Raw genomic sequence first — 25,007 nt, forward strand, 5'->3', positions numbered from 1 at the left:
CTGTCAGCGTCAGCTTCTTTTCAGTTTCGATGTGGTCAAATTCATAAACAATTCGTGCCGAAACTAATGTTTTTATTGGGGTGGGAAGGGCCAGACGGCCCCTCCCGAAAGCCAGAATTACTTGGCCAGCCAAGCTTCGAACTTGGCATTCAGATCGTCGCGGTTGTCGGCCCACCATTCATAGTCATAGACGTGAACGTTACCGGAATTCGCGGGATCGGTTGGCATGTGCGGCGCCATGTCGATACCCAGTTCGGCATGCTTGCCGACCAGCGGGGCCGACGATTTGCGGGCCGGACCATACGAGATATAGGCTGCCTGATCCGCCAGACGCTGGGTGTCCGTAGCGAATTTCAGGAAGTCCATCACGCGGGCTTTGCGATCCGCAGGCAGACCGGCAGGAACAACCCAACCATCAAGGTCAAAGGATTGCATATCCCACAGCATACCAATCGGCTGGTTCTGTTCGGCAATCGCCGAGAACAGGCGACCGTTGAAGGTCGAACCCATCACAACTTCGCCGTCTGCCAGAAGCTGCGGCGTTTCCGCACCAGCAGTCCACCAGACAACCTGGTCTTTGATGGTATCCAGCTTGGCCAGCGCACGGGCCACGCCTTCATCGGTCCCCAGGGCGTCATAAAGCTCGTCCTTGGCCACGCCGTCGCAATACAGCGCCCACTCCATATTGTCGATCGGACGCTTTTGCAGCGCGCGTTTACCCGGATACTTCGCAAGGTCAAACACATCGCAAACCGAAGTCGGTGGTTCGTCGCCCACCATGTCGGTGCGATAGCCGAATGTGGTCGAATAAACGATCTGCGGCACGAAGCAGTCAGAGACAAGCAGGTCGCCGAAATCTTCCGACGCCGATGTGCCGTCGGGCGCAGCGGCCAGAACTTCATCATGGTTCAGTTCTTCCGCCAAACCTTCGTCGCACAGACGCATGGCATCAGATGCCACGGCATCAACCAAATCCCAGGTTACGTTGCCGGCTTCGTTCATCGCGCGCAGCTTGGCCACGGCTTCCGCCGAGCTTTCGTCCCAGGTTACGCTGACCTCGGGGTTCATTTCCAGATAAGGCTCTACATAAGCCTTCACCTGGCTGGCTTGATATGCGCCACCCCAAGAAACGAGAGTCAGCTCGTTGGCCATATCCTGCGCCGCAACCGCACCCGCGGTGACGGCCAGGGCAGAGCTGGCCAAAAGAGTCTTCACAAGTTTCATACTTTATTCTCCCTAGTTATCCCCGTTCGATTGGTCGGGCCTGCATGAACGGGTACATGGCAAACCCCTGGCTAATATGCCCGGAGCCATCACAGGCCCCGAAGCAATGGGTATCAGGCGTCGAGCGCGCGACAGTCGGATGGCAACCATCCGATCTCGATCTGCTGACCGGGCGTCAGACGGTCGACATCCGGGGCATTCCGGGTTTTGATGATGAACTCATCATTGCCCGCCACCCGCAATCGCGTGCGGAAGATGTCGCCCATATAGATGAACTCGAGCACCTCGGCTTTCAGGGTGTGAACCCCCTTCTTCAGACGCTCTTTGTTATATTCAACACGTTCGGGACGGATCGACACGATGGTCCGGTCCCCGACCTTGTCGACGTTGATCGGCGTCGCGTCGATGACCTCGCCATCGTCCAGTTTGACGATGCAGGTATCCCCTTTGATTTCCGTCACCACGCCTTCCAAGGTGTTGTTTTCACCGATGAACTGCGCAACGAAGCTGTTTTCCGGCCGCTCGTAAAGCTGATCGGGCGGTGCAAGTTGCTGGATGCGCCCGTCGTCGAACACCGCCACGTTGTCAGACATGGTCAAAGCCTCGGTCTGGTCGTGGGTCACATACACGGTGGTGATACCCAACTGGTGCGCAAGGTGCGTGATCTCGAACTGCATCTTTTCGCGCAACTGCTTGTCCAGCGCACCCAAGGGTTCATCCATCAGCACCAGTTCAGGTTCAAACACCAGCGCGCGCGCCAAAGCAACACGCTGCTGCTGACCACCTGACAATTGTGCCGGGCGACGCCCGCCGAAGGCGCCCATTTCAACCATGTCCAAGGCGCGTTTGATCTTCGCTTCTCGGTCAGACTTGCCAATCTTGCGCACCTCCAACGGGAAGGACAGGTTTTCAGCAATCGTCATATGAGGGAAAAGCGCGTAGTTCTGGAACACCATCCCGATGCCGCGCTTGTGGGGCGGGATATTGTTGATCGGCTGACCGCCAAGCCGGATGTCACCGTGCGTCGCGGTTTCAAACCCGGCCAGCATCATCAGACATGTTGTTTTGCCAGACCCCGACGGCCCGAGCATCGTAAGGAATTCGCCCTTGGCCACGGATAGGTTCAGGTCTTTTACAACCAGTGTTTCCCCATCATAGCTTTTCTGGACACGATCAAAAACGACGAACCCGTCGTTGGAAGCTGCATCAGCCAAGTGACCCCCCTGGTCTATGTTTTTCTTTTCGTTTGTTGGGCATAAGCCAACACGAACCTAACGTGAATATCAACAGCAAATCCACAAGTTGTCGCGAAGTTTATCTTCGCGACAACCTTAGCCTCTAATTAAACATGACGGTTTCGCGGTTCGATCCCGACACTTTTTGCGAATTTCGCGTCATACCGGCACGATGTTATGCTCAGGGCCGTAAGGAAAGCCGGTAATGTTCTCGGCATCCGTTTCACCCACAACAAGAATATCGTGTTCGCGATAGCCCCCGGCACCGGGCGTGCCTTCCGGCAGGAACAACATCGGCTCCATCGACACGACCATTCCCGGCTCCAGCGCCGTGTCGATATCTTCGCGCAGTTCCAGCCCGGCTTCGCGACCATAGTAGTGAGACAACACCCCAAAGCTGTGCCCATATCCGAACGAGCGGTATTGAAGCAATCCTTCGCTTTCGAAGAACTTGTTGATCTCGGCGGTGATTCCTGAGCAGGTCGCGCCGGGTTTGATCAGTGAAATGCCCAACTCGTGTGCGGCAACGTTGGCTTCCCAGATACGAAGGCTGTTCTTGTCCGGTTCGCCGATGAACAACGTGCGCTCCAGTGCGGTATAATAGCCCGAGATCATCGGGAACGTGTTCAGCGACAGGATGTCTCCTGCTTCCAGCTTGCGTGTGGTGACCGGGTTGTGGGCACCGTCAGTGTTGATGCCGGACTGGAACCACACCCAACTGTCGCGAATTTCGCTGTCGGGATGGACGCGAGCGATCTCTTCTTCCATTGCATCGCGACCTGCCATGGCGATATCAATCTCGCGCGCACCGATACGGATGGCATCGCGAATGGCCGCTCCGCCGTGGTCGGCCACACGCGCCCCTTCACGGATCAACGCAATCTCTTCAGCCGATTTCACCATGCGCGCTTTCATTGCGTCCGGGGCGATGTCGGTGAAGCTGACACCGGTCAGAAACTCTTCGGCCAAGGCGCGTTGGGCCAGCGTCAAGTGATCGCCCTCGATCCCGACGGATTTGGCACCACCCATCACGTCTTTTACCGCGCGCCAGTAGTTGTTCCGCTCCCAGTCGGTGTAGATGACGTTGTCACCAAAGCTGCGCCGCCACGGCTGGCCCGCGTCGATATTGGCCGACACGGTCGTGCAGCGATCCGCCGTCACAACGCAGCCATAGGGGCGACCGAACGAGCAGTACAGGAAGCCCGAATAATAAGCGATATTGTGCATCGAGGTGAACAGAACCGCTTCTACCCCGCGATTGGCCATGATTCCGCGCAAGGTTTTCAACCGCCGCTCATATTCGGCCTTCGAAAAGGGCAGCGGTGCTTTTTCACCGTTCTCACAAACAAAAAACTGGGTGCGTGACATTTCTCAAGTCTCCGTATTCCGAGGCCGAGAATAGATGTGCCCGGCCAACCAAACCCCCCGGCGTGCAGGGCAGTTGATCTCCGGACCTTGCGCGGGCAACTGGGCCAGCACGCAGGGCAGCGACGCCATCGCTGCGGATGGCGCGATCTTTGGCGATCATGCGCCGTTCTGTCAATTTCAAAGTTGGGTTTCTGCCTTAAAGCGTGGCGCGATCCACCACCAGAACGCCGTCGGCGACCCGGTCACCTGGATGGGTGACAACCTGATCCCCTTCGGCAAGACCATCCAGCGCCACGGCCTCTTCGCTGTTGCGATGCCCCAGTTCGACCTTTCGCAACGCGACATAGTCTCCGTCGACAACGAAGACGGCCCAGTCCCCACCGTCGCGAAAAAGCGCAGATAATGGGACGATCACCCCCTCACCCTGCCATTCGACAATGCGCAGAAAGACACGGAACCCATGGCCAAGCGCAGCGCGATTTTCTTTCGGGGTCAACAAGTCCAGCACAACCCGCACGCGCTGTTCCTCGATCCCCAGCGCCGACACTTTGGTAAATCCCGCCGGCTCGATCACCCGAACGCGCGCCTCCAGCGATGCATCGCCGCCCCATCTGTCAACGTAAGCCGCGGCACCGGGCGTCAGGCGCACGGCATCGGTCGACAGGATCTCGGCAGTGATCTCAAGATCATCGGTTTCGCCGATGGACAGAATCGGGGCACCGGGCAGAACCGGCCGCGCGCTTTCGCTGACGACGGTCAGAACCTTGCCCGACACCGGCGCTTTTACGTCGATGCAGCAAGCATCCCCCTCAGCCGGGTCATCCTGATCGCGTGGTTCGATCAATGTGGCCCGCTGGGCGGCCAGTTCGGCCACGCGCATGTCGTACGCTGCATGGGCGCTGTCCAGTTTGGCCGCTGCCACATCGACACCCAACTCGGCGTCGTCTAACTGCGCCTGCGGGATGGTGCCGCGTGAATACAGATCGTGCAGACGGTTCAGGATCGTTTGCGCATGGGCAAGGTCCGCCTCGGCCAACGATATCTGCGCTTCGGCCACAGACACAGCCGCCATGGCTTGCGCCACCGCCGCTTCGGCCTGCGCACGCGACCGCACATCCAGAAACGCGGGATCACCGGGCGCGATCCGGGCCACAATTGTTTCACCCGCCTTCACCATATCGCCGATAGAAACCGGACTGCGCGCCAGCTGACCCGCGACAGGGGCTGATACGTCATACACATCGCGCACCCGCGTTCGGCCTTCGGCGTTGACGGTCACTTCAATTGGACCACGCGCGATGGCGGCGATGTCAACCGGCACGGGTTCCGGTTTGGTCGCGATATAGGCAAAGCCCGCCACGGCGACCGTTGCCGCCCCTGCCAGTATCGTCTTGCGCATGTTCCAGCTCATCGGGTTACTCCCTTGTTTTCATAACGGCGACCAGATCCATCCGATCAATCCGCCGCCGCACGATCATCGCCGATGCGACTGACGCCACAGCCACCACACCCGCCGCCCACATATATGTTCCACGCGACACAACCAGAGGTATGGAATAGAGGTCGCTGTCAAAGCTTGCCACCATCGCCCCAGCCAAAAGCCGGCCAATCACCAGACCCAGAGGGATCGCCGCCGCGGTCAGCAAAAAAAGCTCGCCCAGCAGGATATAGCTGACCTCGCCCTTGGTGAAGCCAAGGATGCGCAGACTGGCCAGCTCGCGGGCACGTTCAGAAAGCTGGATGCGCGCGGAGTTATAGACAACACCGATGGCTATCAGCGCGGCGAGGAACGAGTTGATCGTGGTGGTCATCCCCGCGTTCTGCGCGATGGTATCGGTGAAGGACTGCCGCACCTGTGCAAGCAGCGTCAGCCCCGCGACAGCCGGGGCCGCCTTGATCGCCTGAAACAATGCATCCTCTTGCCCCGCATCTATCAGAAGGTTGGCTTGCGTGACCTGCACCGGCTGATCCAACAGCCGCGCCAAGGTGTCAGCATTCATATAGGCGCCAAGCCCGAAATACTGCCCGGCCAGCCCTGTCACCGTCAGTTTGTGCTGACTGTCCGGGATTGTCAGAAACTCGACCATCAACGCGTCCCCCACCCCGACATTCAGATGATCGGCCAATCGGCGCGCCAGCACGATACCGTGTTCGGGCCGCACCAGAACGCGTGTTTCGGTGTCAAATACTTGCGACAGGTTGTCTTCGGGCCGCCGACCTTCAATCGCGATGCGGCGGGTTAAATGACCGTTGGTCAGTCGCGCAGGCATTGACCATACGCCCTCGGCCGCCAGCACGCCGGGAAGGTTGGCGACGTCGTCCAGCACATTTTCGGATCGTTGCAGGGCAAATTGCACGATGGCATCCTGCCGGTTGATCTGAACGAAACTCACATCCAGCAATTCGTCCATCGCATCAAACATGAACAGAGCAGCAATCATGACCGAGGCAGAGGTTGCGATCCCCAGCGTGGTCATCGCAGCCCGAAGCGGCCAACGACCGATAGCGCGCAGAATCATCATCGTGGGCTGGCGTGGTTTAAGCCAAACGATCAGGTGATCCAAAAGCCCGCGTCGAAAGCGCGTGGGTGCAGGTGGAGCCATCGCGACCGCCGGACTTAACCCGACGACCCGCCGCACTGCGCTGATCGCGCCCAGCCCGGCAGCCAGAAGCCCCGCTGCGGCTGACACCGCATAAATCGACGGATACTGCACGAAGACAAGATAGGGGAAATGGAAGAATTCGGCGTACAGCTGTGCCATGCCGCGACTGGCCAGCATCCCGAACCCCCAGCCCAGCGCCACACCCACGCAACCGATCACCAGCGCCAGCTTGACATAATGCCAACTGATTTCGAACCGTTGATAGCCCAGCGCCTTCAACAGCCCAATCTGTTCGCGTTCCAGCGCAATCAAACGCCCCAAAACCATGTTCACCAGAAACGCCGAGATCACCAGAAAGATCGGTGGCACCACTTCGGCCATCACGCCAAGCTGCGTCAGCTCTCCATCCAGAAAGGCGTTCGAGATTTGATCCTTGCGCGGATAGGCACCGGTGCCACCATAGGGTTTCAACAGGTCATCCAGAGCGTCGGTCACAACGTCAGGGGCCGCGTTGCGACCCAGTTGGACCGAGACCGCGTTGAACGCGCCGGTCAGGTTGAAGGCAGCCCCCAGCACATCTTCGGCCATCCACAAGATGCCGAAACGTCGATCATCCGGCATGATCGAGTTCGGACCAATGGTATAGATGAACTCGGGGCTAAGCGCAGTGCCGGTGATCATCAAGTCGCGCTTCTGCCCGTTCAACGTAACGCCAAACCGATCCCCCGGCGCAAAGCCATGCGCATCGGCAAAGTTCTGATTTACCAACACCTCATCGCGCCGTCCCGGCTCGGGCATACGCCCCTTGGTAAGCGTTGGAATATTCAGGGCCGGAAGGCCCGAAGCAGGCAATGATAACACCTGTCCCATCGCAGGTTCGGACATATCCGCGATGTCCAGAATGGCAAATTCCGAAATCCGCGTGTCGACGCGCATGACGCCATCAATCGACAGAATGTCAGCCGCCAAAGCGTCCGGTGCGCGCGACGCGCTTGCAAATAAATCGCCGAACCGGTTGCGCTCATAGAACGTATCGCGGGTTTCACGCAGGCTGCGTTCGGCACCGTTGGACATGACCATGATCATCACGCCAACTGCCAATACTGCGGAAATGGCCAGGCTTTGGGTCCAGAGCCGACGAAGGTCGCGAAGCAATTTCCTGTCCAGAACCCGCATGGCTACCACACGATCTCGTTGGGTTCGATCCGATCGGCGTTTTCACGAATTTCCGTGATGCTGCCGTCGGCGAAAAACACAACCCGATGTGCCATCGCCTGAATCCCCGCGTTATGGGTAATCACAAGCGTTGATGTGCCAAGCTCGGTGTTGATCTTGTGCAGGGCTTCCAGAACCTGAACACCGGTTTTGCTGTCCAGCGCACCGGTGGGTTCGTCGCATAAAAGCACCTCGGGTCGTTTGGCGATTGCGCGCGCAATGGCAACACGCTGCTGTTCGCCCCCTGACATCTCGGCCGGGAAATGGTCCATGCGGTGGCCAAGTCCCACACGCTCCAACGCCTCTTCCGGCGGCATCGGGTGGCCCGAAATCTCGGTCACGAGCGCCACATTTTCACGCGCAGTCAGCGATGGAACGAGGTTATAGAACTGAAAGACAAACCCCACATGGTCACGCCGGTAACGCGTCAATTCGCGGTCGGATTTGGTTGTCAGGTCCTGATCGCGAAACCACGCCTTGCCCGATGTTGCCGTATCCAGCCCGCCCAGAATATTCAGAAGCGTGGATTTGCCCGATCCTGATGCACCCAACAACACGACAATCTCGCCCGCCGGAAGCTCGGCGGTGACACCGCGCAAAGCATGAACGTCAACCGCTTCTGTCCGGTAGGTTTTGGTCAAATCCTGCATCCGATAAATCGGCGTGCGGCTGGCATTACTGTTGTCAGAGCTCATGGTTTCCACCGCTCTTCAGCTTGGGTGTTAAACCCCTATTGCGTCACAACCGGATGTTGTCACACCTGCCACACGCATCAACCCGTATTCGGCCTCAAAAGGCGGAAAAATCGTCGCAACCCTGTGCGGAGATCAATCCAGCACCTCAATCCCGTCATTTGATATGTGGACGACCGACAACTGTCCGGTCCGATACGCGCCTGTATCAACCGCGATCCGCCCGTCACGGCGGCGGACCTCGGGCACTATCGTATGGCCGTGCACAACCCACTGATCGTCAGACCGGGGCAGCTTGCGAAAATCCGGATGGCCCCACAACAGCGCCATGCGATCCTGCCGATCTATATCGACAACAGGGTCAGCGCCGGCATGTGTCACCCAAACATTGCCCGAGCGCCAGACCAAAGGCAGACCCTGCAACCATGCTATCAATTCGTTCCCCATGACCTCTTGCATTTCAGAACGGATCTGCTCGACATCATCCTTGGACGGTGTTTTGTCTGGCAGGCTTATCCCGAAACTTTGCAGGGTCGCGTTCCCTCCGTTCTGAAACCAGATGCGGTGATCGTGCAACGTGCCGTCCAGAAAGCCCATCAGCATATCTTCGTGGTTCCCCATAAGGCAGATGATCCGATCAAGGCTGGCGGATTGCAGAGTGAACAGATGGCGCAGCACCTCGGCGCTGTTTGGCCCGCGGTCGACGTAATCGCCGACAAACACCACCGGCTGGTCCGGCCAACGCGCGGCGGTCCGATCCAGCGCTTCTGACAGCAGATCCATGCAACCATGGATGTCGCCAACCACACAAAATGGAGCGTCCGGCAGAAGTGGCGCATCGAAACGGGCCGTAACAACGGCTTGTTTGGGTCTGCTTCGACGTGTGAACCAACGCATCGGCACCTGTGCCTTCTCTGTCTCAAATACAGTCGCTTGACCATCGCACAGCGACCAGGGTGCCACGACCATATGACGACCCCCGCACCAAAGACCAGTGCCCTGGGCACGCACCATCGCAGAGGCCCGGTCTGAATGGGCGTTGGGCGGACTTGTGGTGGTGGCGGTCAAAGACCTGACCGGCGACTCACCTCGCCTCGACGGAACCGAAGACTCACGCTCAGGGAGCAATCGGCACTTTTGCACCGTTTTTGGCGTTGAGACTGGGCGGAGTCCCGACCCTCCGCCGCCCAAAGGTCCTGATTGGCACAAGATCGCCGACATTCTTCGCGAAAACAGGCGTTGGATCGCCTAACAAGCTCAACCCAGCGGAGAAGACTCCCCATCCATCGGATTTCGCCCTTTTTAGCCACGACCACTCACGGAGACCAAACGACCACTCAGGGTCTGCTGATCAGGCGAAGCCTTCAGCACCCGACGTCAAATCGTTTCTAACCGTATCCACGGCGTGTCGCCTGATCAAAGCGGCACACCTGCTGCCATGACTGACCAGAACGGAGCGGAAATGACCGATCCAACACAACAATCGCGCGAACTCAGCCGCACTTTGGCGGGGTTTCGCTATGAACTTATCGGCGTTGCCGTCTTCAGCGCGGCAGTTAATTTGCTGATGCTGACCGGACCGCTGTTCATGCTGCAAGTCTATGACCGCGTGTTGTCCAGTCGATCCTCGGCAACATTGGTCGCCCTGTTTGGACTTGTCGTGTTCCTTTATACCTTGATGGGGTTTCTGGATCACGTGCGGGGGCGTGTTCTGGCGCGGGTTGGCGCAGGGTTCCAGTCGGCGCTTGACCGACGCGTCTTCGACGCCGTGTTGCGGCAAGCTGAGAATGCCGATCAACGTGCGCGTCCGGCAACCGGCCTGCGTGACCTGACCAGCATTCAGTCTTTGCTTGCCTCTCCTGCCCTGACAGCACTGATTGATCTTCCATGGGCTCCTGCGTTTCTTGCGCTATTGTTCATCTTCCATCCGATGATGGGTTGGTTTGCGCTGGCCGGTGGGATGATTCTGTTCATTCTGGCCTTTGCCAATCAACGCGTCAGCAATGCCGCCCAGTCCAAGGCAAACCAACTGTCGGCCCAAGCCGATGGCCGCACCGACTACATACGCAAATCCATCGAGACGGTTCAGGGTCTGGGCATGAAAGAACCGTTGGCCGATGACTGGAGCACGGTGCGGCGCGATGCCCTGAGCAGCCGCATCTTTGCTGCCGACAAACGCGGACGGCTGACCGCAGCCACCAAAGCCTTCCGGCTACTGTTGCAGTCCGGCATCCTCGCCTTGGGGGCATGGCTCGTGCTGCGCGGTGAATTGACCCCCGGTGCGATGATTGCAGGTTCAATTCTTCTGGGCCGCGCATTGGCCCCCGTCGAACAAACGGTCGCACAATGGGGTTTGTTTCAGGCGGCCGCACAAGGATGGAGATCGCTGCGCACCGTCTTGACCTCGACCCCGCCCCGCCCTGCACTGATGCCGCTGCCCGCACCCGAAAGCCGGATGCAGGTCAAAGGGCTTGCCGTGGTGCCTGTGGGTGCCACGAAACCCCTGTTGATGGGTGTCAGTTTTGACATACAGCCCGGCGAAGCAGTGGCCGTCATCGGACCAAGTGCCGCCGGAAAGTCGACATTGGCCAAGGCACTGACCGGAGTTTGGCCGCCCCGCGCCGGGGAAATCCGGCTGGGCGGTGCGGATCTTCATCAATACGCGCCTGATCGGCTTGGCCGTCTTTTGGGATATCTGCCGCAAGACGTGGTGCTGTTCCCCGGAACGATTGCGCAGAATGTAGCGCGGTTTGACCCCGACGCCGACCCAAAAGACATCGTCAAGGCCGCCCGCGCTGCTGGGGCGCACGACCTGATCCTAGGTCTTCCCAATGGCTATGACACGGTTATTTCCGACGGCGGCAGTCGTCTGTCCGGCGGGCAGCGCCAGCGGGTTGGCCTGGCCCGTGCGCTGTTCGGAGACCCTGCGGTTCTGATCCTTGACGAACCCAATTCCAGTTTGGATGACAGCGGGGTTCGATCACTTAATCAGGCGATCTCGGACGCAAAAGAGGCTGGTCAGGCGGTCCTGATCATTTCACACCGGCCCTCGGCGCTGGCGCAATGCGAACGGGTGCTTCTCATCGACAGTGGCAAGATGCGTGCCTTTGGCCCGCGCCAGGAGGTTCTGGACAAATTCGTCAGAAAAAGCCCGGCCGTGGTGCCGGCACAGCAAGGTCGGAGGCTTGAACATGCCCAGTGATTGGAACGCAAAAACTTATGTAAAACAGGGCTTTTGGGCGCTTGTCATCGGGTTGGGCGGACTGGTGGCTTGGGGTGCCTATTCGACCATCAACGCGGCGGTTGTGGCGTCGGGCTACGTCGAAGTGGATCAGCGCAAACAAGTGGTGCAACACCCGGATGGCGGTGTGGTCGCCGATATCCTTGTGCGCAACGGCGATACCATCAAAGCGGGGGAAACCATTATCCTGCTGGATGACGCCGAACTGCAATCCGAACAAAACATTATCCGTCACGCCCTGTTTGAAGTGCAGGCCAATATCGACCGCCTGTCCGCAGAAGCGGTTGAAGCCGAAGAAATCACGTTCCGCCCGGCGCTTCTGTCGGGTGCCAAGGACGATGCCGACCTGCAAAGCATCCTGGACACGCAACAAACTCTGTTCGAAACTCGCGCCACGACGCTCAGTCAGACAGACGATCAGTTGCGCGAACGGCGCGCGCAGTCTGAAGCGACGATTGTCGGTCTGGAAAAGCAACTGACCGCCAACCGCGAGCAAGCCGAGCTGATGAACAACAACCTGAAAACCTTTCAGGACTTGTTGGAAAAAAACCTGACCGAACGATCACAGGTTCTGGATTTGCAAAAACAGCTTGCCCAGATCAATGGCCTGTCCGGAGAGACCGAGGCACAGATTGCGGCCACCCGGAACGCCATCGCTGGTTACGAGATCGAGCGGCTGAAGGCACGGTCAGAACGGCAAGAAAGCGCACAGGAAGAACTGCGCAACCTGCAACCACGAGAGGCAGAGTTGCAGGAAAAACTGCGCGCCGTTGAAACCCGACTGTCCCGGTTGAACCTGAAGGCCCCGGTGGATGGTGTGGTCTATGGCATGAACGTATTCACCGTCGGTTCGGTTGTGCCTGCGGGTGGCGAAGTGGCCGCGATCGTGCCGGACAACAGCCCTCTGATCGTGTCTGTGCAACTGGCCCCGGCGGAAATTGACCGTGTAACGGTCGGGCAGGAAGCCGTGCTGAAATTCCCGGCCTTCAATGCCCGCACCACGCCAGAGTTGTTCGGGCAAATCAGCCTGATTTCGGCAGATGCGATGACGGATGAGCAAACTGGACAGCGCTACTTCGCAGGCGAGGTCGAAATCGATCCCGCCGCCTTTGATCTTCTGGGCGAGGACGAGATTATACCCGGTATGCCCGTCGAAGCCTTCATCCAGACCGGTGCGCAAAGCCCCGCGTCCTATCTGTTGAAGCCTTTCACGGATTACCTTGATCTGGCGTTTCGCGAAGAATGAACGCGGGCGCGGTCGGAACGTCGGCCGCGCCTGTCCTGACGCGGGGGCAGCCATGTTCCCGCCCTCAAATCTCAACTTCATCTGGACAGTCAAGATCGGCCCGCCCTAAAGTTACAGGCGCCATCCATTTGGAGATTCCCGATGAAACCGATTTTCACAACCGCCCTGATGTTCAGCCTGCTGGGCGCAACTTCTGCTCTTGCCGACACCCATTGCGCCGCCGGTAAAACCCTGTCCCCCGATGTTCTGACCATCGCGACAGGCAACCCCGCCTATTACCCATGGGTCATGGATGACGACCCGACCAGTGGCGCAGGTTTTGAATCCGCCGTCGCCTATGAAGTCGCCAAGCGTATGGGATTTGAAAAGGACGCCGTTGTCTGGACCCGCGCGACCTTTGACCAGTCGATCCAACCGGGCGCGAAAGAATTTGACGTGAACCTGCAACAATTCTCGATCACCGAAGACCGCGAGAAAGTGGTCGATTTTTCCGAACCGTATTATTCCGCAGCCATGGCCGTTCTGGTGCGCCAGCCCACTATCGACGGCGGTGCCACTGCCGAACTTGCGTCGCTGAAAGACCTGAAATGGGGCGTCATGGCGGGCACCACGGCGCTTGAAACCGTTAATTCGGCGATCGCACCCGCGGACACGCCGCTTCTGTATGATGACAACGTGAACGTCGTCGAGGCGATGAAGGCAAACCAGATCGACGCGGCCTTGTTTGACCTTCCGACCGCACTTTATCTCAGCGCCGTGGTCTTGGATGACGGTGCCCTTCTGGGTCAGTTCGCCGCCGACCGCAGCGAGAACCCCGACCAATTCGGCATCCTGATGGAAGAAGGAAGCCCGCTGAAGGCCTGCGTGGATGAAGCCCTGTCAGCCATGAAGGATGACGGAACCCTCGCCGCCATCGAGGCCGAGTGGCTGCAAGAAACCACCGGCGTTCCGCTGATCAAGTAACGACACGTTCCATGAAAACCACAAGCGCGGGCCTTACGGCCCGCCAAATCTATGAACAGAAGGCGCGGCGCAAATCGGTGGCGGTGGCGACGCTTAGCACTGTTGTTGTGATGGTCCTGATCGTCATCCTTCTGCCGATGACACCGGGCTGGGATCGTGTGCGCAGCAGCTTCTTTGATTGGGACATTCTTGCAAAGACTTTCCCATCGCTGTTGTCCGCCTTTCGCTGGGATGTTGCCATTTTCCTGTGGTGCACGCCCGCCATCGCCTTTCTTGGTCTGTTCATCGCGCTGTGCCGCGACGCACGCGCACCTGCGCTGTTTCCGCTGCGGGTGTTCGGCGTGCTCTACACCGACATTTTTCGCGGCGTCCCTGTTATCCTGATCGTGTTTCTGATCGGCTTCGGCGTGCCCGGCCTTGGCCTGCAACGTCCATGGAACAGCCCTTACATCTGGGGCTCGCTTGCGTTGATCCTGACCTATTCTGCCTATGTGGCCGAGATCTTCCGCGCCGGCATCGAAAGCGTTCATGAAAGCCAGCGGGCCGCGGCCAAATCGCTGGGCCTGTCGCATTCCGACATCATGCGCTTTGTGGTTCTGCCGCAGGCAATCCGCCGTGTCGTGCCCGCCAACATGAACATGCTGGTAGCGTTGCAGAAAGACGTGGCGCTTCTGTCCTTCATCGGCCCGGTAGAGCTGTTGCGCCAAGCCGGTGTGCACAAATCGCTTCTGGCGAATTTCACGCCCTATGTGGGGGCTGCAATCATCTTCCTTGCCGTGACCATTCCCGTCACGCGATTTGCCGACTATCTGATCGCGAAACAGAACAAGGCGCGCAGTTGATGTCCATTCTTCGCCTGTCAAACGTCACCAAATCTTTCGGCCCGACAGAGGTGCTGCGCGGTATTGATCTGGACGTCAATGAAGGCGAGATGATCTGCCTGATCGGCGCGTCCGGGTCGGGCAAGTCCACGCTGTTGCGCACAATCAACCTGCTTGAGCCGATTGACGAGGGCGAGATCCGGTTTGAAGGCCACGACATCTCACTGCCCGGTGTCGCCCCGCAACCCATTCGCCGCAAGATTGGTCTGGTCTTTCAAAGTTTCAACCTGTTTCCGCATATGACCGCAGTCGAAAACGTGCTGCTTGCGCCATCCCGTGTATTCAAACGGTCAAGGAAAGATCTGTTGCCGGACGTGACACAGCTGTTTGAACGGTTCAACCTGAGGGACCGCATGAATGCCTATCCGGATCAATTGTCGGGTGGTCAGCAACAGCGTGTCGCCATTGTCCGTGCACTGGCGATGCAGCCCAAAATCATGCTGTTTGACGAAGTTACCTCGGCCCTGGACCCGGAATTGGTCAGCGAGGTGTTGGAAACGCTGTTGAAGCTGAAAGCCCAGAATATGACGATGATCCTTGCCACCCATGAAATGGGATTTGCCAGGGAAGCTGCCGACAGGGTCTGTGTTCTGGATGGCGGCAAAATCATCGAGACCGGCACACCGGATCAGATTTTCAACGCCCCGCGAACGAAACGCGCGAAAGAGTTTCTGGCGTCGGTCTTGTGACACGAGCAAGCAGACGGCTTGTCACCTTTCATTCGCGCCTTTGCCCAGTATGATATTGTCGCGAAACCGGTCAATACGTGCAAGTCGTGTTGCGGATTGTTTCGCAGCGCCGAGGTTGATCACATAGCTTCGCTGCCGTCCTGGCGTCAGCGCATCAAATGCGGCGGCAAGTTCGGGATCGGCCGCCAGAACCTCAATCAGTTCGTCCGGCAACTCAAATGCCGTATCTGTTCTGGGGGGATTAACGCCCGCATCCGCGTAGGATACCGCCTCGGCCAGATATGAACGAATAACAGCATTCATCTTGGCAACCTGCGCGGTGGCGGTGAACCTGATAAGGCAGGGATTCTGAGTATTTGGCCCCGGTTTCTCAAGCACATGTTGCGGATCTTTCATCAGCGCAGCGTTGAAGAAGGTCAGGCGGAAATCGCTTCGAAAGGCGCCGATGATGGCGATGTTGCGATCACCCCTAAGATAGCATGGATGGCCCCATTTCACGCGCTCGGTCAGGCCAACATCACGACACAGGCCGCGCAGGTCGCGCAAGCCGTTGGCCCAAACCTGTGTTGAACAGTCAAGCGTCTCAAAACGTTTGCAACGCCCGCATCCTTTCGCGAAGTAGTCTTCGATATCTGTGATCATGCTCGCCGACCCGATGCCAGTCCGTGCTGCGGTTCAGGCTACAGTGAAAGGTCCCAAGGACGCAATTCCTGACATGGGACAAAAGAGACGCCCTGAACCACCGCCGCCGAGTGCGGGAGGTTCAAAAAGATCATCAGGGCCAGGATGATCGACAACACGGCAGATGCGACCATGATCGAGCGGAACGGATGACATTCGGACCGGAAAGCCAAGATCATGCGGGCCGCCCGGCCACCATCAACAAGATTGCAATCGTATAGGCCAGGGTCAGCGCCTTGACATAGGGCGTTTTAGCAGGCGGGTGTAGCCACAGGCTTTCTGCCATTTCTCCACATGGCGCTCACATCAGGTGCTCAACCTCGGGAGCTGCCACGAAGCGCCAATTTCGGCGCGGTCCTGCCATGACGTTAAGATAGTACATCTCGAAGCCGTGAGGCGCGCCGCACGGGTGGTGTCCTTTGGGAACGCAGACGACCTCGTGGTCATGGACGGCCATGGTTTCATCAAGCCCTAGATCATCGGTATAAACGCGCTGGACACCAAAGCCATTGGCGGGGTTGAGCCGGTGGTAGTAGGTCTCTTCCAAATAGGTGATGCGCGGGAAGTCGTCCTCGTCATGCCGATGGCTTGGATAGGAGGACCAGTGGCCGGCGGGCGTAAACACTTCTGTGACCAGCAGACTGTCGCAGTAATCTTCAGCTTCCATGGCTATGTTGTTGATGAAGCGAGTATTGGTACCCTCACCTCGTTTGGTCAGGGTAATGCCGTCGGGGCCGATGAGCCGTGCCTTGTGGCCCGAGTTGCCGGGTGCCTTGCAGATGGCGATGGTGGCGTCGGTGGTGCATTCCAATGCCCAGTCGCTGTCATTGGGCACATAAAGGCAATGCGGCGCGGTTTTTTCAAAAACATTCATGCGCGTGCCCAGCTCCCCCCAATCGGTGCCTGCGGCGGTGAACTTTGCCTTGCCTTCGATCATCACCAAGATCACCTCGGTTGATCCGGTGGCCTCGGCCGCAGTCTCACCCGTGCGCAGGCGATAAAGGTCGAACCCCACATAACGCCAACCCGCGCTTTCAGGGGTAATCTGGTGCACCTTGCCATGGGTGCCGAAGGGGCGTTTCAACAGGTCAGGCATTTCTGTCTTCATTTTCTGCTGTCTGGGTCCAGCGAATAAAGAACTGGTGTGCCGTATAAAGTCCGGCCGCCCCGAAAATCACGGCGAAACCGACAGAACCGAACGCAAGCTCCACCAGCGCCCATCCCAGGCAGATCGCAACGACGACAACACGCCGCCACAACGGGTTGAAGAATGGCACGTGTAGATCGAACATATGCTCCCTTTCGATCACTCTGGTCTCGCGGGCCAACATTTACACGCGGCCAGACAGAGCGTTTGACAGAGTCGCGGGTTACACAGATGGGGTCCGGTTAGGCCGCGCTTGTATCCGACTGGTATTGCCGGGACTCTTGGTGCTCAAAGATTGTGTACTCTTTTCGACAGCAACACAACGCTGCGTTCTGGGACGATAAGAACCAGTCTGGTCGCACGCCTCGTATCCTACATATCCAGCCGTAAAAACGTTCATTCGTCAGGGTGATCAAGCGCTTTCGACATCTCTAAATTGAACTGATGGCGCGACCCAAAACAGAGAATATTTTTCCGATCTCTTCTTCGTTGATCACGAGAGGTGGAGAGAGGATGATTTTATCTCCGACCGGTCGCACGATAACACCTTCATCAACACAATTCTTGAACACGTTCGCGCCTGCCTGTTTGGTGATCGGAAAGGCTTTTTTGCTTGCTTTGTCTTCCACCAATTCGATTGCCAGCATCAGCCCATGCCCCCGAACATCTCCGATATGATCAAGCGATTTCAACCTTTGGGCAGAAGACTGGAAATGGTCGGCCATCATGCGCGCATGGCCCAACAGGCCCTCGCGCTCGATGATCTCGACATTTGTCAGGGCGGCGCGGCACGCCAATGGGTGCCCGAAATAGGTCAGACCCATCGAGAAAACACCGCCTTCGCATTGCGGACGGCTGATTACGTCGTAGATCTCGTCCGAAATCAGCGTCACCCCCAACGGGACATACCCTGATGTGATCCCTTTGGCACTGACCAGAATATCCGGCTGATAATCGAACACATCCTCCGATGCGAACCAGTGGCCCAAACGACCGAACGCAGTCACGACCTCGTCTGCAATATAAAGAATGTCGTGGCGTTTGCAGACCTCCCACATGCGGCGATGATAGCCGTTGGGTGCGATCAATACGCCCCCTGCTCCCATAACCGGCTCTGCAATGAAGGCCGCGACATTGTCCGGACCCAACTGCTCGATCCGGTTTTCGAATTCCCGCACCAGATAATCACAATATGCCTCTTCACTCACGTCATCAGGCTTGGCATACATGTTGGCTGCCGAGACGTGGTTGATAAAGTGCTCGCCCACTTTGTCGAAGCTCATCTTGGTGGCGTGGATGCCGGTCAACTCCGCCGCGACATAGGTCGCCCCGTGATAGGCATCATTCCGCGAGATGATCTTCTTCTTTCGATGCTGCCCTTTCATGGTGAAATAGTAATGCACCAACCGAATGGCCGCGTCGTTGGCGGTGGACCCGCCCGTCGTGTAGTAAACGTGGTTCAGATCGCCTGGCGCGTGCGAGGCCAACCATGCGCCCAACTCCGCAGCCGGTTCATTGGTCGAGTGGCCAAACGGGTTGTAATACTGCATCTGCATGACTTGATCCGAAATCGCATCCGCCATCTCGCGTCGTCCATGTCCGATATTCACACACCATAGCCCGGCAATGGCATCCAGAAGTCGGTTGCCGTCACTGTCAGTGACATACATGCCCTTCGCGCCCGTGATGACCTGACTGCCCTCGTCCTTGAAGCTCGCAAAATCGGTGTAGGGATGCAGCACATGTGCCTTGTCCTTTGCCCATGCTGAATTTGCATCTTGTGTGGCCATGGCGAGGGTTCCTTTGCCTGAAACGGTTCTCGTTAAATTACAGCAGCCTGCCACTGCGGGTCAGTCACCCCTAGGGGGTACTGGCAATGGCATCAGGTCTGCGTGGCGTCGAGATAGGCCAGCGGATCACCCGTCGCCGTCGCGGGCATCCGCCGCAAAGCTGTCAAAAACAGCGACAAAAGCTCGCCCTGGCTGGCAACGCCCAGCTTGGCATAGATGCGCTTACGATGAACCTTGATGGTTTCCGGGCTGTTGTCGAAGCTGATCGCGATGGATTTCGAGGAATGGCCTTGCAGGATCATCCGCGCAATCTGGCCCTCGCGCGGGGACAGGGTCGAACTGCCAAACGCTTCGAACGCGCGATCCAGGTGGGCGGCCAGTCGACCGGTGCCGTCAACGCGATCGGGCGTCAGAACGGTCCAATGGCGCCGTGCCAAGGCACCAATTGCGGGCAGACAGGCACGAAGCCGCAGCACTTGCAAACGCGACGTGCCGCGAACGCCCAAGGACAGAAACAGCGCGGCCTGATCCGTCAGGTGCAGCATCACCCCGCATTCGTCGCGCAGCTTTACCGCACGAAAGAACTTCGCATAATATTCCGAGCGTCGAAAATCGTCCGGGGCAATATCGCCAAGCCCATCGACACGGTCCCCCGTTTTCGCCTGAAACAGCTTGTAGAACGGGTCGAGCACGAAGGCGACGTCCAGGTAAAGCGCAAGAGCCTCAAGTGTATCGGGATCGCTGCGGGTCGAATAAATCTCGGCCGGTCCGTCCGCATCGAAAAACGCAGTAAGATATGCTGCATCTGCACCAGCAAGGCCCGCGCAGAAGGCACAGAAATGTGCTGGAAATTCCGCCGTCCCGACATGCTTGATCGCAGCGGTCAGCCGGATAATGTTGTCTGGTGTCAGTTTCACGTTTTGGGTCACAGGCGGCAGCTTGCCGGATTATGCCCCGTCTTCAAACCCCTGAAGCACATTCACTGCGTTTATCCCGATCTCAGCAATGTCATAGCCGCCTTCCATCACAAAAAGTGTGGGCAAGCCTAGCGCAGCAATATCGCCGCCATAGGCCATAAAATCATCCGAGGTCAGTTTGAAAAAGCTGATCGGATCGGTTTCAAACGTATCGACGCCAAGCGAGATGATCAGAACGTCGGGTGCATAATCTTTGACCCGCGCCAGCGCATCCGCCAGCCTTGCGCGCCACGTCGCGAAATCAGTGCCAGGCGGCAAAGGATAGTTCACGGTGAAACCTTCGCCCCTGCCACTGCCAACCTCGTCCGCGTGGCCCAGAAAATGGGGAAACGCATCCATCGGGTCGCCATGGATCGACAGAAACAACACATCGTCGCGCGTGTCAAAAATGTCCTGCGTGCCGTTCCCGTGGTGAAAATCCACGTCCAGGATCGCGATGCGCTTGGCACCTTTGTCCAGCAGATGCTGCGCCGCAATCGCGGCGTTGTTCAGAAAGCAGTAGCCGCCGAACATGTCAATGGCTGCGTGATGACCCGGCGGGCGGCACAGCGCAAAGACCGAGGTCGCGCCTTGGCGGATACGCTCTGCCCCGGTCAGCGCCACCTGAGCCGAGGCATAGGCCGCGTCCCACGTCCCGTTCGAAATCGAGGTCTCGCACGCCAGGGCATAGTATCCCATCCGGCCTTCGATATGTGTGGGGATACGGGTGGACATGCGGCGGGCGGGCCAGACGGTCGTCATCGCTTCGCCCTGAAACCCTTCGGCCACCCACTCCGTCCACGCGGTTTGAAGAAAGTCAACGAAACCCGCTTCATGAACGGCAAGGATCGGGCCCATCCCGAAGTCATCGGGGTCGGACACCGGACCCAGATCAACCTTGCGCACGCGCTCAATGATATATTCCGCCCGCGAGGGGCGTTCAAACGGTTCGACAAGTTGACCACCAAAAAGCTCGGTCTTTGAGTTTCTAAGGCGGTGCTTTTTCGTAAAAATCGTTTCCATGTTTACCCCCTTCAAGCAAAAGGGCGGCCCTGCCGGCCGCCCTCAATCCAGACGATCAAGCTTACTTTTTCACGTTGGTCCAGATCTGGTCATAGACTGCTTGCGTGGCTTCGTCACAGACCTCGATGAAGACCCCCGGCCCGGCTTCTGAGGGTGGGTTGGCCTCGGGCAACGTGGCCAATTCCGGGTCAAGGAACTCACCCACGCCACTGACGCCTGCGCCATAACGCGCATAGTTCGACACCGCAGCGATGTTTTCAGGTTGAAGCAGGAAATCCATGAATTTCAGTGCGTTGTCGCGGTTTGGCGCATCTTTCAAAAGCACAACATTGTCCATCCAGACCACATAGCCCTGGCTCGGGAACGCATATTTCAGCGATGCTTTTTCCGCCCGCGCCTTGGCCCCGAATCCGTCATAGATCATGCCCACTGCCACGTCGCCCGACACCATCACTTCCTTCGCGGTATCCGAGTTGAACGAGGCCCAGTTTTCCTTGGCACTCATCAACATCTCGTTCAGCGCCTTCAACTGCTCGCGGTCGGACGAGCATTGCGGAATGCCCATGTGAAGCGATGCCAGCGCCATCACCTCGCCCTGGCTGTCCAGCATGTTGATCTTGCCTGCAAGCTCTGCCGGTGGGTTGAACAGAATATCGGTTGTGTTGATGTCACCACCATAGACCTCGGTATCCACCGAAAACGCGGTCGAGCCCCACTGATATGGAATCGAATGGGTGCGGCCGGGGTCAAAGCTGGGGTCGGCCCATTCAGGTGCTATGTTGCCCTTGTTGGCAAGCTCGCCGTCCGCAATGGTGTCCAGAAGCCCCTCGCCCGCCATGATCGCAACCATGTAATCGCCGGGCACCGCCACGTCATAGGTGCCCATGCCACCAGCCTTGAGCGAGGCCAACATCGCCTCGTTGCTGTCGTAGGTGTCCATGGTGACGTTGATACCGGTTTCCGCGGTGAACTTGTCCAAAAGCTCCTGCGGCATGTATTCGAACCAGTGATAGACGACCAACTCGCCTTCCGCGGTGGCGGCATTGGCCATCAAGGCCAGCGCCATGGCAGATTGTGTCAGAAGTTTCATATTGTTAGCTCCCTGCTAAGTTATTTTGTGTTGTCCGATTTCGATACGAAATAGGAAATCGTCACCATCACGATCGAGACGCTGAGCAGCATTGTCGAAATCGCCATGATGTTGGGCTTGAGCCCTTGTTTCACCGATCCAAAAATCGCCGTAGGCAGGGTTTCGACCCCCGCGCCCTTGACGAAATTGGTGATGATGAAATCGTCGAGGCTGACGATGAACGCCAGAAGGAACCCCGAGATGATGCCGGGCATCATCAACGGCAGCAGCACCCGGCGGAACGCCTGCGCCTTCGAGGCATAAAGATCCATCGCTGCCTGTTCATAGGTGTCCTCGATCCCCTGCATCCGGGCCTGAATGGGCAGGTAGGCGAAGGGGATACAGAAGGCGATATGTGCCACAAGAATGGTCAGGTATCCGCGGGTGAACCCGACCGAGTTATAGAAGATCAACAAGGCGACCGCGGTCACGATCTCGGGCACCATAAGGGGCAAGCTGATCAAACCCAGCGAGGCTGTGCGCAAGCGGAACTTGCCGCCGCGCACAATGGCTGTCGCCGCAGATGTTGCAATCGTGGTCGATATGGTTGCCGCCACGATCGCGATGGTGAACGAATTGATCGCCGCCTGTTTGAACTTGCCGCTTTCCGGCCCGACAAACACATCCGCATACCAGCGCAGCGATAGCCCCTCCCAAACCGTGATGGATTTCGACGCGTTAAAGGAATAGACCGTCACGACGACCAGCGGGGCATAGAGGATGACCAGACACAGCAAAGTCATGAGCTTGAAACCGGGATAGGTTTTCACGTCAGTCTTGGCGCTCATGATATTGCCTCCGCCTTGCGTTGCTGACGGGCGAAGATCAAAAGAATGATCAGAACCATGGTCAGCAAGATCATCGAGGCGGCGGCACCGAAGGGCCAATTGCCTGCGTTGCCCTTGAACTGCTCTTCAATCAGCGAGCCGATCATGAAGTTCTTGGCGCCGCCCAGAAGATCCGGCGCAAGAAAAGCACCCAGCGAAGGGACGAAGACCAGGATACAACCTGCGATCACGCCGGGTTTCACCGCTGGCAGAAGGACGCGGCGCAGCGTGACCCATCTGGTGGCGTAAAGGTCCGCCGCCGCTTCGCTGAGGGCGAAGTTATAGCGTTCGACCGAGGCATAGATCGGCAGCACCATGAACGGCAGATAGCTGTAGAACAGGCCAAGCTGCACAGCGAGATTGGTGTTGATGATATGCAGTGGGTTGTCGATCAGGCCGATATTGATCAGAAAATCGTTCAGCGGCCCCTGATCGCGCAGAAGAAACTTCATCGACACGGTGCGAATGAGCAGATTCACCCAATAGGGAATGGTGATCAGAAACACCCACATTGCGCGTGACTTTTCAGGCCGGGTTGCAATGAAATACGCGGTTGGGAAGCCGATCAGAAGCGATAGAACGGTCGCAAGGCCTGCCTGCGAGATCGAGCGCCAGAAGATCACGATATAGGTCCATTCTAGTTTCGGGGCATCATCCCCAAACAACCCCCGATCAAAGAAGAACTGGTCATAGGCGGACAGCGAAAACTCCCAAATCACGCCGCCCCTGAATTCCTTGGTCAGGAACGAATAGACCAGCATCATGATGACCGGGACCAGCACGAAAATGCCAATGACGACCCAGCTGGGCAGCAGAAGCCAATTGCGCGCCTCGGCATATGTGTCCGAGGCGGCGGAACCGCCAGATGCAGCACCGGCAGCCACTAGTCCACCAACAGGCGCGCCGAGCCTGCCTCCATGTTGACATAGACCTCGGCGCCCGGATCAAAAATGCGCTTTATGCCGCGATCCGAGTTAGACGTGCGAACGGTGAAATCCGGCCCTTCATGCAGGTCGATCATCGTGGTGATGTCGGTGCCAATAAAAATGTTTTCGACAACCGTGCCTTTCAGGCTTTCCGATTCAGTGGGCTCCTCGGACAGAAACAAGCGCTCCGGGCGCACCGACATATGCACTCTAGAGCCGACGCTTACCTCGTCGACCGCGTTACAGGTCAGCTCGTGACCGCCGCCCAGATGACAGATGGCGCGCCCATTGTTGATGGCGTCCACCGACACTTCCAGCAGATTGGTTTCACCGATGAAGTCGGCCACGAACATATTGCGCGGGCGTTCATAGATGTCCTTGGGGTCGCCCAATTGCTGCATGCTGCCGGCTGACATCACCGCGATGCGATCCGACATGGTCAGTGCTTCTTCCTGATCGTGGGTGACGAAAATGAAGGTGATGCCGGTTTCGCGCTGTATGTGCTTCAACTCGATCTGCATGGATTTGCGCAGTTTCAGGTCAAGCGCCGACAGCGGCTCGTCCAAAAGCAGCACTTTCGGCGATGGCGCAAGCGCGCGGGCAAGAGCCACGCGTTGTTGCTGGCCGCCGGACAGTTGCGACGGTTTGCGCGCTGCAAACTGCGTCAGCTGCACAAGCTCCAGCATCTCGCCAGCTTTACTGCGGGCATCAGATTTGGACGCGCCGCGCATCTCAAGCCCGAACCCGACATTGTCCAGCACGGTCATATGTGGAAACAGCGCATAGTTCTGGAAAACAGTGTTCACGGGTCGATGGTGCGGCGGCAGGGAGACGATCTCGTCTCCGTAAAGGAAAATGGCGCCCTCGGTCACATCCTCGAACCCTGCGATCATCCGCAGAAGCGTTGTCTTGCCGCAGCCTGATGGTCCAAGCAGTGTGAAAAACTCGTTGTCACGGATACCGAGTGATATTTTTTGCAAGGCTGTAAACTCGCCATAGCGCTTCACCGCGTCGCGGACATCCACTGCGATCTGGGTGCCGTCATTCATTTTGAGCTCTCCGTGCTTCCGGAAAACCCTAGCGTTCGCAATGGTATCATGTCGTGTCCCCCGGATGGGGGATGGCAATGTTCGCGCATTGTGACCTCCGAGTCTCTGCTTCAAGGTAGAGG

23 protein-coding genes are annotated in these 25,007 nt (G+C 58.0%); 5 read left to right on the top strand and 18 right to left on the bottom strand.

The window, feature by feature from the left end; all coding sequences use genetic code 11:
* Nucleotides 1-117: 117 nt before the first annotated feature.
* The 7 genes from BMY55_RS12540 to BMY55_RS12570 form a co-directional block, all read right to left on the bottom strand.
* On the bottom strand, nt 118-1,224 hold the full coding sequence (locus BMY55_RS12540) for an extracellular solute-binding protein (RefSeq protein WP_091431078.1): 1,107 nt from the start codon (nt 1,222-1,224) through the stop codon (nt 118-120).
* Between the two features lie 113 nt (nt 1,225-1,337).
* Nucleotides 1,338-2,438: an ABC transporter ATP-binding protein gene (locus BMY55_RS12545; RefSeq protein WP_091431079.1), complete on the bottom strand. Its 1,101-nt coding sequence runs from the start codon at nt 2,436-2,438 to the stop codon at nt 1,338-1,340.
* Nucleotides 2,439-2,618: 180 nt separating this feature from the next.
* Nucleotides 2,619-3,827, bottom strand: coding sequence for an aminopeptidase P family protein (locus tag BMY55_RS12550; protein ID WP_091431081.1), 1,209 nt, complete (start codon nt 3,825-3,827; stop codon nt 2,619-2,621).
* 196 nt (nt 3,828-4,023) lie between these two features.
* Nucleotides 4,024-5,238, bottom strand: coding sequence for an efflux RND transporter periplasmic adaptor subunit (locus BMY55_RS12555; protein ID WP_091431083.1), 1,215 nt, complete (start codon nt 5,236-5,238; stop codon nt 4,024-4,026).
* A gap of 4 nt (nt 5,239-5,242) precedes the next feature.
* Nucleotides 5,243-7,585, bottom strand: a complete 2,343-nt coding sequence (locus tag BMY55_RS12560) for an ABC transporter permease (protein ID WP_245744740.1) — start codon at nt 7,583-7,585, stop codon at nt 5,243-5,245.
* Between the two features lie 23 nt (nt 7,586-7,608).
* Complete coding sequence (locus tag BMY55_RS12565) at nt 7,609-8,340, bottom strand: ABC transporter ATP-binding protein (protein WP_091431086.1); 732 nt, start codon at nt 8,338-8,340, stop codon at nt 7,609-7,611.
* Nucleotides 8,341-8,472: 132 nt separating this feature from the next.
* Nucleotides 8,473-9,306 carry a metallophosphoesterase family protein gene (locus BMY55_RS12570; protein ID WP_245744741.1) on the bottom strand — a complete coding sequence of 278 codons (834 nt, stop codon included), beginning with the start codon at nt 9,304-9,306 and terminating at the stop codon, nt 8,473-8,475.
* 469 nt (nt 9,307-9,775) lie between these two features.
* Here BMY55_RS12570 and BMY55_RS12580 point away from each other — a divergent pair, with 469 nt between their 5' ends.
* The 5 genes from BMY55_RS12580 to BMY55_RS12600 all read left to right on the top strand — a co-directional run bounded on the left by BMY55_RS12580 (nt 9,776) and on the right by BMY55_RS12600 (nt 15,357).
* Nucleotides 9,776-11,539, top strand: a complete 1,764-nt coding sequence (locus BMY55_RS12580) for a type I secretion system permease/ATPase (RefSeq protein ID WP_245744742.1) — start codon at nt 9,776-9,778, stop codon at nt 11,537-11,539.
* The gene (locus tag BMY55_RS12585) at nt 11,529-12,824 is read left to right on the top strand and encodes an HlyD family type I secretion periplasmic adaptor subunit (RefSeq protein WP_091431089.1); all 1,296 of its coding nucleotides are present in this window, start codon (nt 11,529-11,531) and stop codon (nt 12,822-12,824) included. Before BMY55_RS12580 ends, BMY55_RS12585 begins: the two co-directional genes overlap by 11 nt.
* A 141-nt stretch (nt 12,825-12,965) precedes the next feature.
* On the top strand, nt 12,966-13,787 hold the full coding sequence (locus tag BMY55_RS12590; RefSeq protein ID WP_091431091.1) for an ABC transporter substrate-binding protein: 822 nt from the start codon (nt 12,966-12,968) through the stop codon (nt 13,785-13,787).
* An 11-nt stretch (nt 13,788-13,798) separates the two neighbouring features.
* Complete coding sequence (locus BMY55_RS12595) at nt 13,799-14,629, top strand: amino acid ABC transporter permease (protein WP_091431092.1); 831 nt, start codon at nt 13,799-13,801, stop codon at nt 14,627-14,629.
* Nucleotides 14,629-15,357, top strand: coding sequence for an amino acid ABC transporter ATP-binding protein (locus BMY55_RS12600; protein WP_091431094.1), 729 nt, complete (start codon nt 14,629-14,631; stop codon nt 15,355-15,357). Before BMY55_RS12595 ends, BMY55_RS12600 begins: the two co-directional genes overlap by 1 nt.
* Before the next feature lie 21 nt (nt 15,358-15,378).
* Here the strand turns inward: BMY55_RS12600 and BMY55_RS12605 are convergent, their stop codons facing one another.
* The 11 genes from BMY55_RS12605 to BMY55_RS12655 all read right to left on the bottom strand — a co-directional run bounded on the left by BMY55_RS12605 (nt 15,379) and on the right by BMY55_RS12655 (nt 24,885).
* On the bottom strand, nt 15,379-15,999 hold the full coding sequence (locus tag BMY55_RS12605) for a YdeI/OmpD-associated family protein (protein WP_091431096.1): 621 nt from the start codon (nt 15,997-15,999) through the stop codon (nt 15,379-15,381).
* A gap of 38 nt (nt 16,000-16,037) precedes the next feature.
* Nucleotides 16,038-16,217, bottom strand: coding sequence for a hypothetical protein (locus tag BMY55_RS12610; protein WP_091431097.1), 180 nt, complete (start codon nt 16,215-16,217; stop codon nt 16,038-16,040).
* A 122-nt stretch (nt 16,218-16,339) separates the two neighbouring features.
* The gene (iolB, locus tag BMY55_RS12615) at nt 16,340-17,134 is read right to left on the bottom strand and encodes a 5-deoxy-glucuronate isomerase (protein ID WP_091431099.1); all 795 of its coding nucleotides are present in this window, start codon (nt 17,132-17,134) and stop codon (nt 16,340-16,342) included.
* The gene (locus BMY55_RS12620; RefSeq protein WP_245744743.1) at nt 17,127-17,366 is read right to left on the bottom strand and encodes a hypothetical protein; all 240 of its coding nucleotides are present in this window, start codon (nt 17,364-17,366) and stop codon (nt 17,127-17,129) included. The genes iolB and BMY55_RS12620 overlap by 8 nt, the downstream gene beginning before the upstream one ends.
* 250 nt (nt 17,367-17,616) lie before the next feature.
* Nucleotides 17,617-18,975 (bottom strand): aminotransferase, encoded by a 1,359-nt coding sequence (locus BMY55_RS12625; RefSeq protein ID WP_091431101.1) that lies wholly within the window; start codon nt 18,973-18,975, stop codon nt 17,617-17,619.
* A 92-nt stretch (nt 18,976-19,067) separates the two neighbouring features.
* Nucleotides 19,068-19,904: a helix-turn-helix transcriptional regulator gene (locus BMY55_RS12630; protein ID WP_091431103.1), complete on the bottom strand. Its 837-nt coding sequence runs from the start codon at nt 19,902-19,904 to the stop codon at nt 19,068-19,070.
* An 18-nt stretch (nt 19,905-19,922) separates the two neighbouring features.
* On the bottom strand, nt 19,923-20,954 hold the full coding sequence (locus tag BMY55_RS12635; protein WP_091431105.1) for a histone deacetylase family protein: 1,032 nt from the start codon (nt 20,952-20,954) through the stop codon (nt 19,923-19,925).
* A gap of 61 nt (nt 20,955-21,015) precedes the next feature.
* Nucleotides 21,016-22,044 (bottom strand): extracellular solute-binding protein, encoded by a 1,029-nt coding sequence (locus BMY55_RS12640; RefSeq protein WP_091431108.1) that lies wholly within the window; start codon nt 22,042-22,044, stop codon nt 21,016-21,018.
* 20 nt (nt 22,045-22,064) lie between these two features.
* Nucleotides 22,065-22,871 carry an ABC transporter permease gene (locus tag BMY55_RS12645; RefSeq protein WP_177179346.1) on the bottom strand — a complete coding sequence of 269 codons (807 nt, stop codon included), beginning with the start codon at nt 22,869-22,871 and terminating at the stop codon, nt 22,065-22,067.
* On the bottom strand, nt 22,868-23,794 hold the full coding sequence (locus BMY55_RS12650; RefSeq protein ID WP_091431111.1) for an ABC transporter permease: 927 nt from the start codon (nt 23,792-23,794) through the stop codon (nt 22,868-22,870). The genes BMY55_RS12645 and BMY55_RS12650 overlap by 4 nt, the downstream gene beginning before the upstream one ends.
* Complete coding sequence (locus BMY55_RS12655) at nt 23,794-24,885, bottom strand: ABC transporter ATP-binding protein (RefSeq protein ID WP_091431113.1); 1,092 nt, start codon at nt 24,883-24,885, stop codon at nt 23,794-23,796. Before BMY55_RS12655 ends, BMY55_RS12650 begins: the two co-directional genes overlap by 1 nt.
* Between the last annotated feature and the right edge of the window lie 122 nt (nt 24,886-25,007).

It is taken from the genome of Aliiroseovarius sediminilitoris, from assembly GCF_900109955.1.
Classification (GTDB): domain Bacteria; phylum Pseudomonadota; class Alphaproteobacteria; order Rhodobacterales; family Rhodobacteraceae; genus Aliiroseovarius; species Aliiroseovarius sediminilitoris.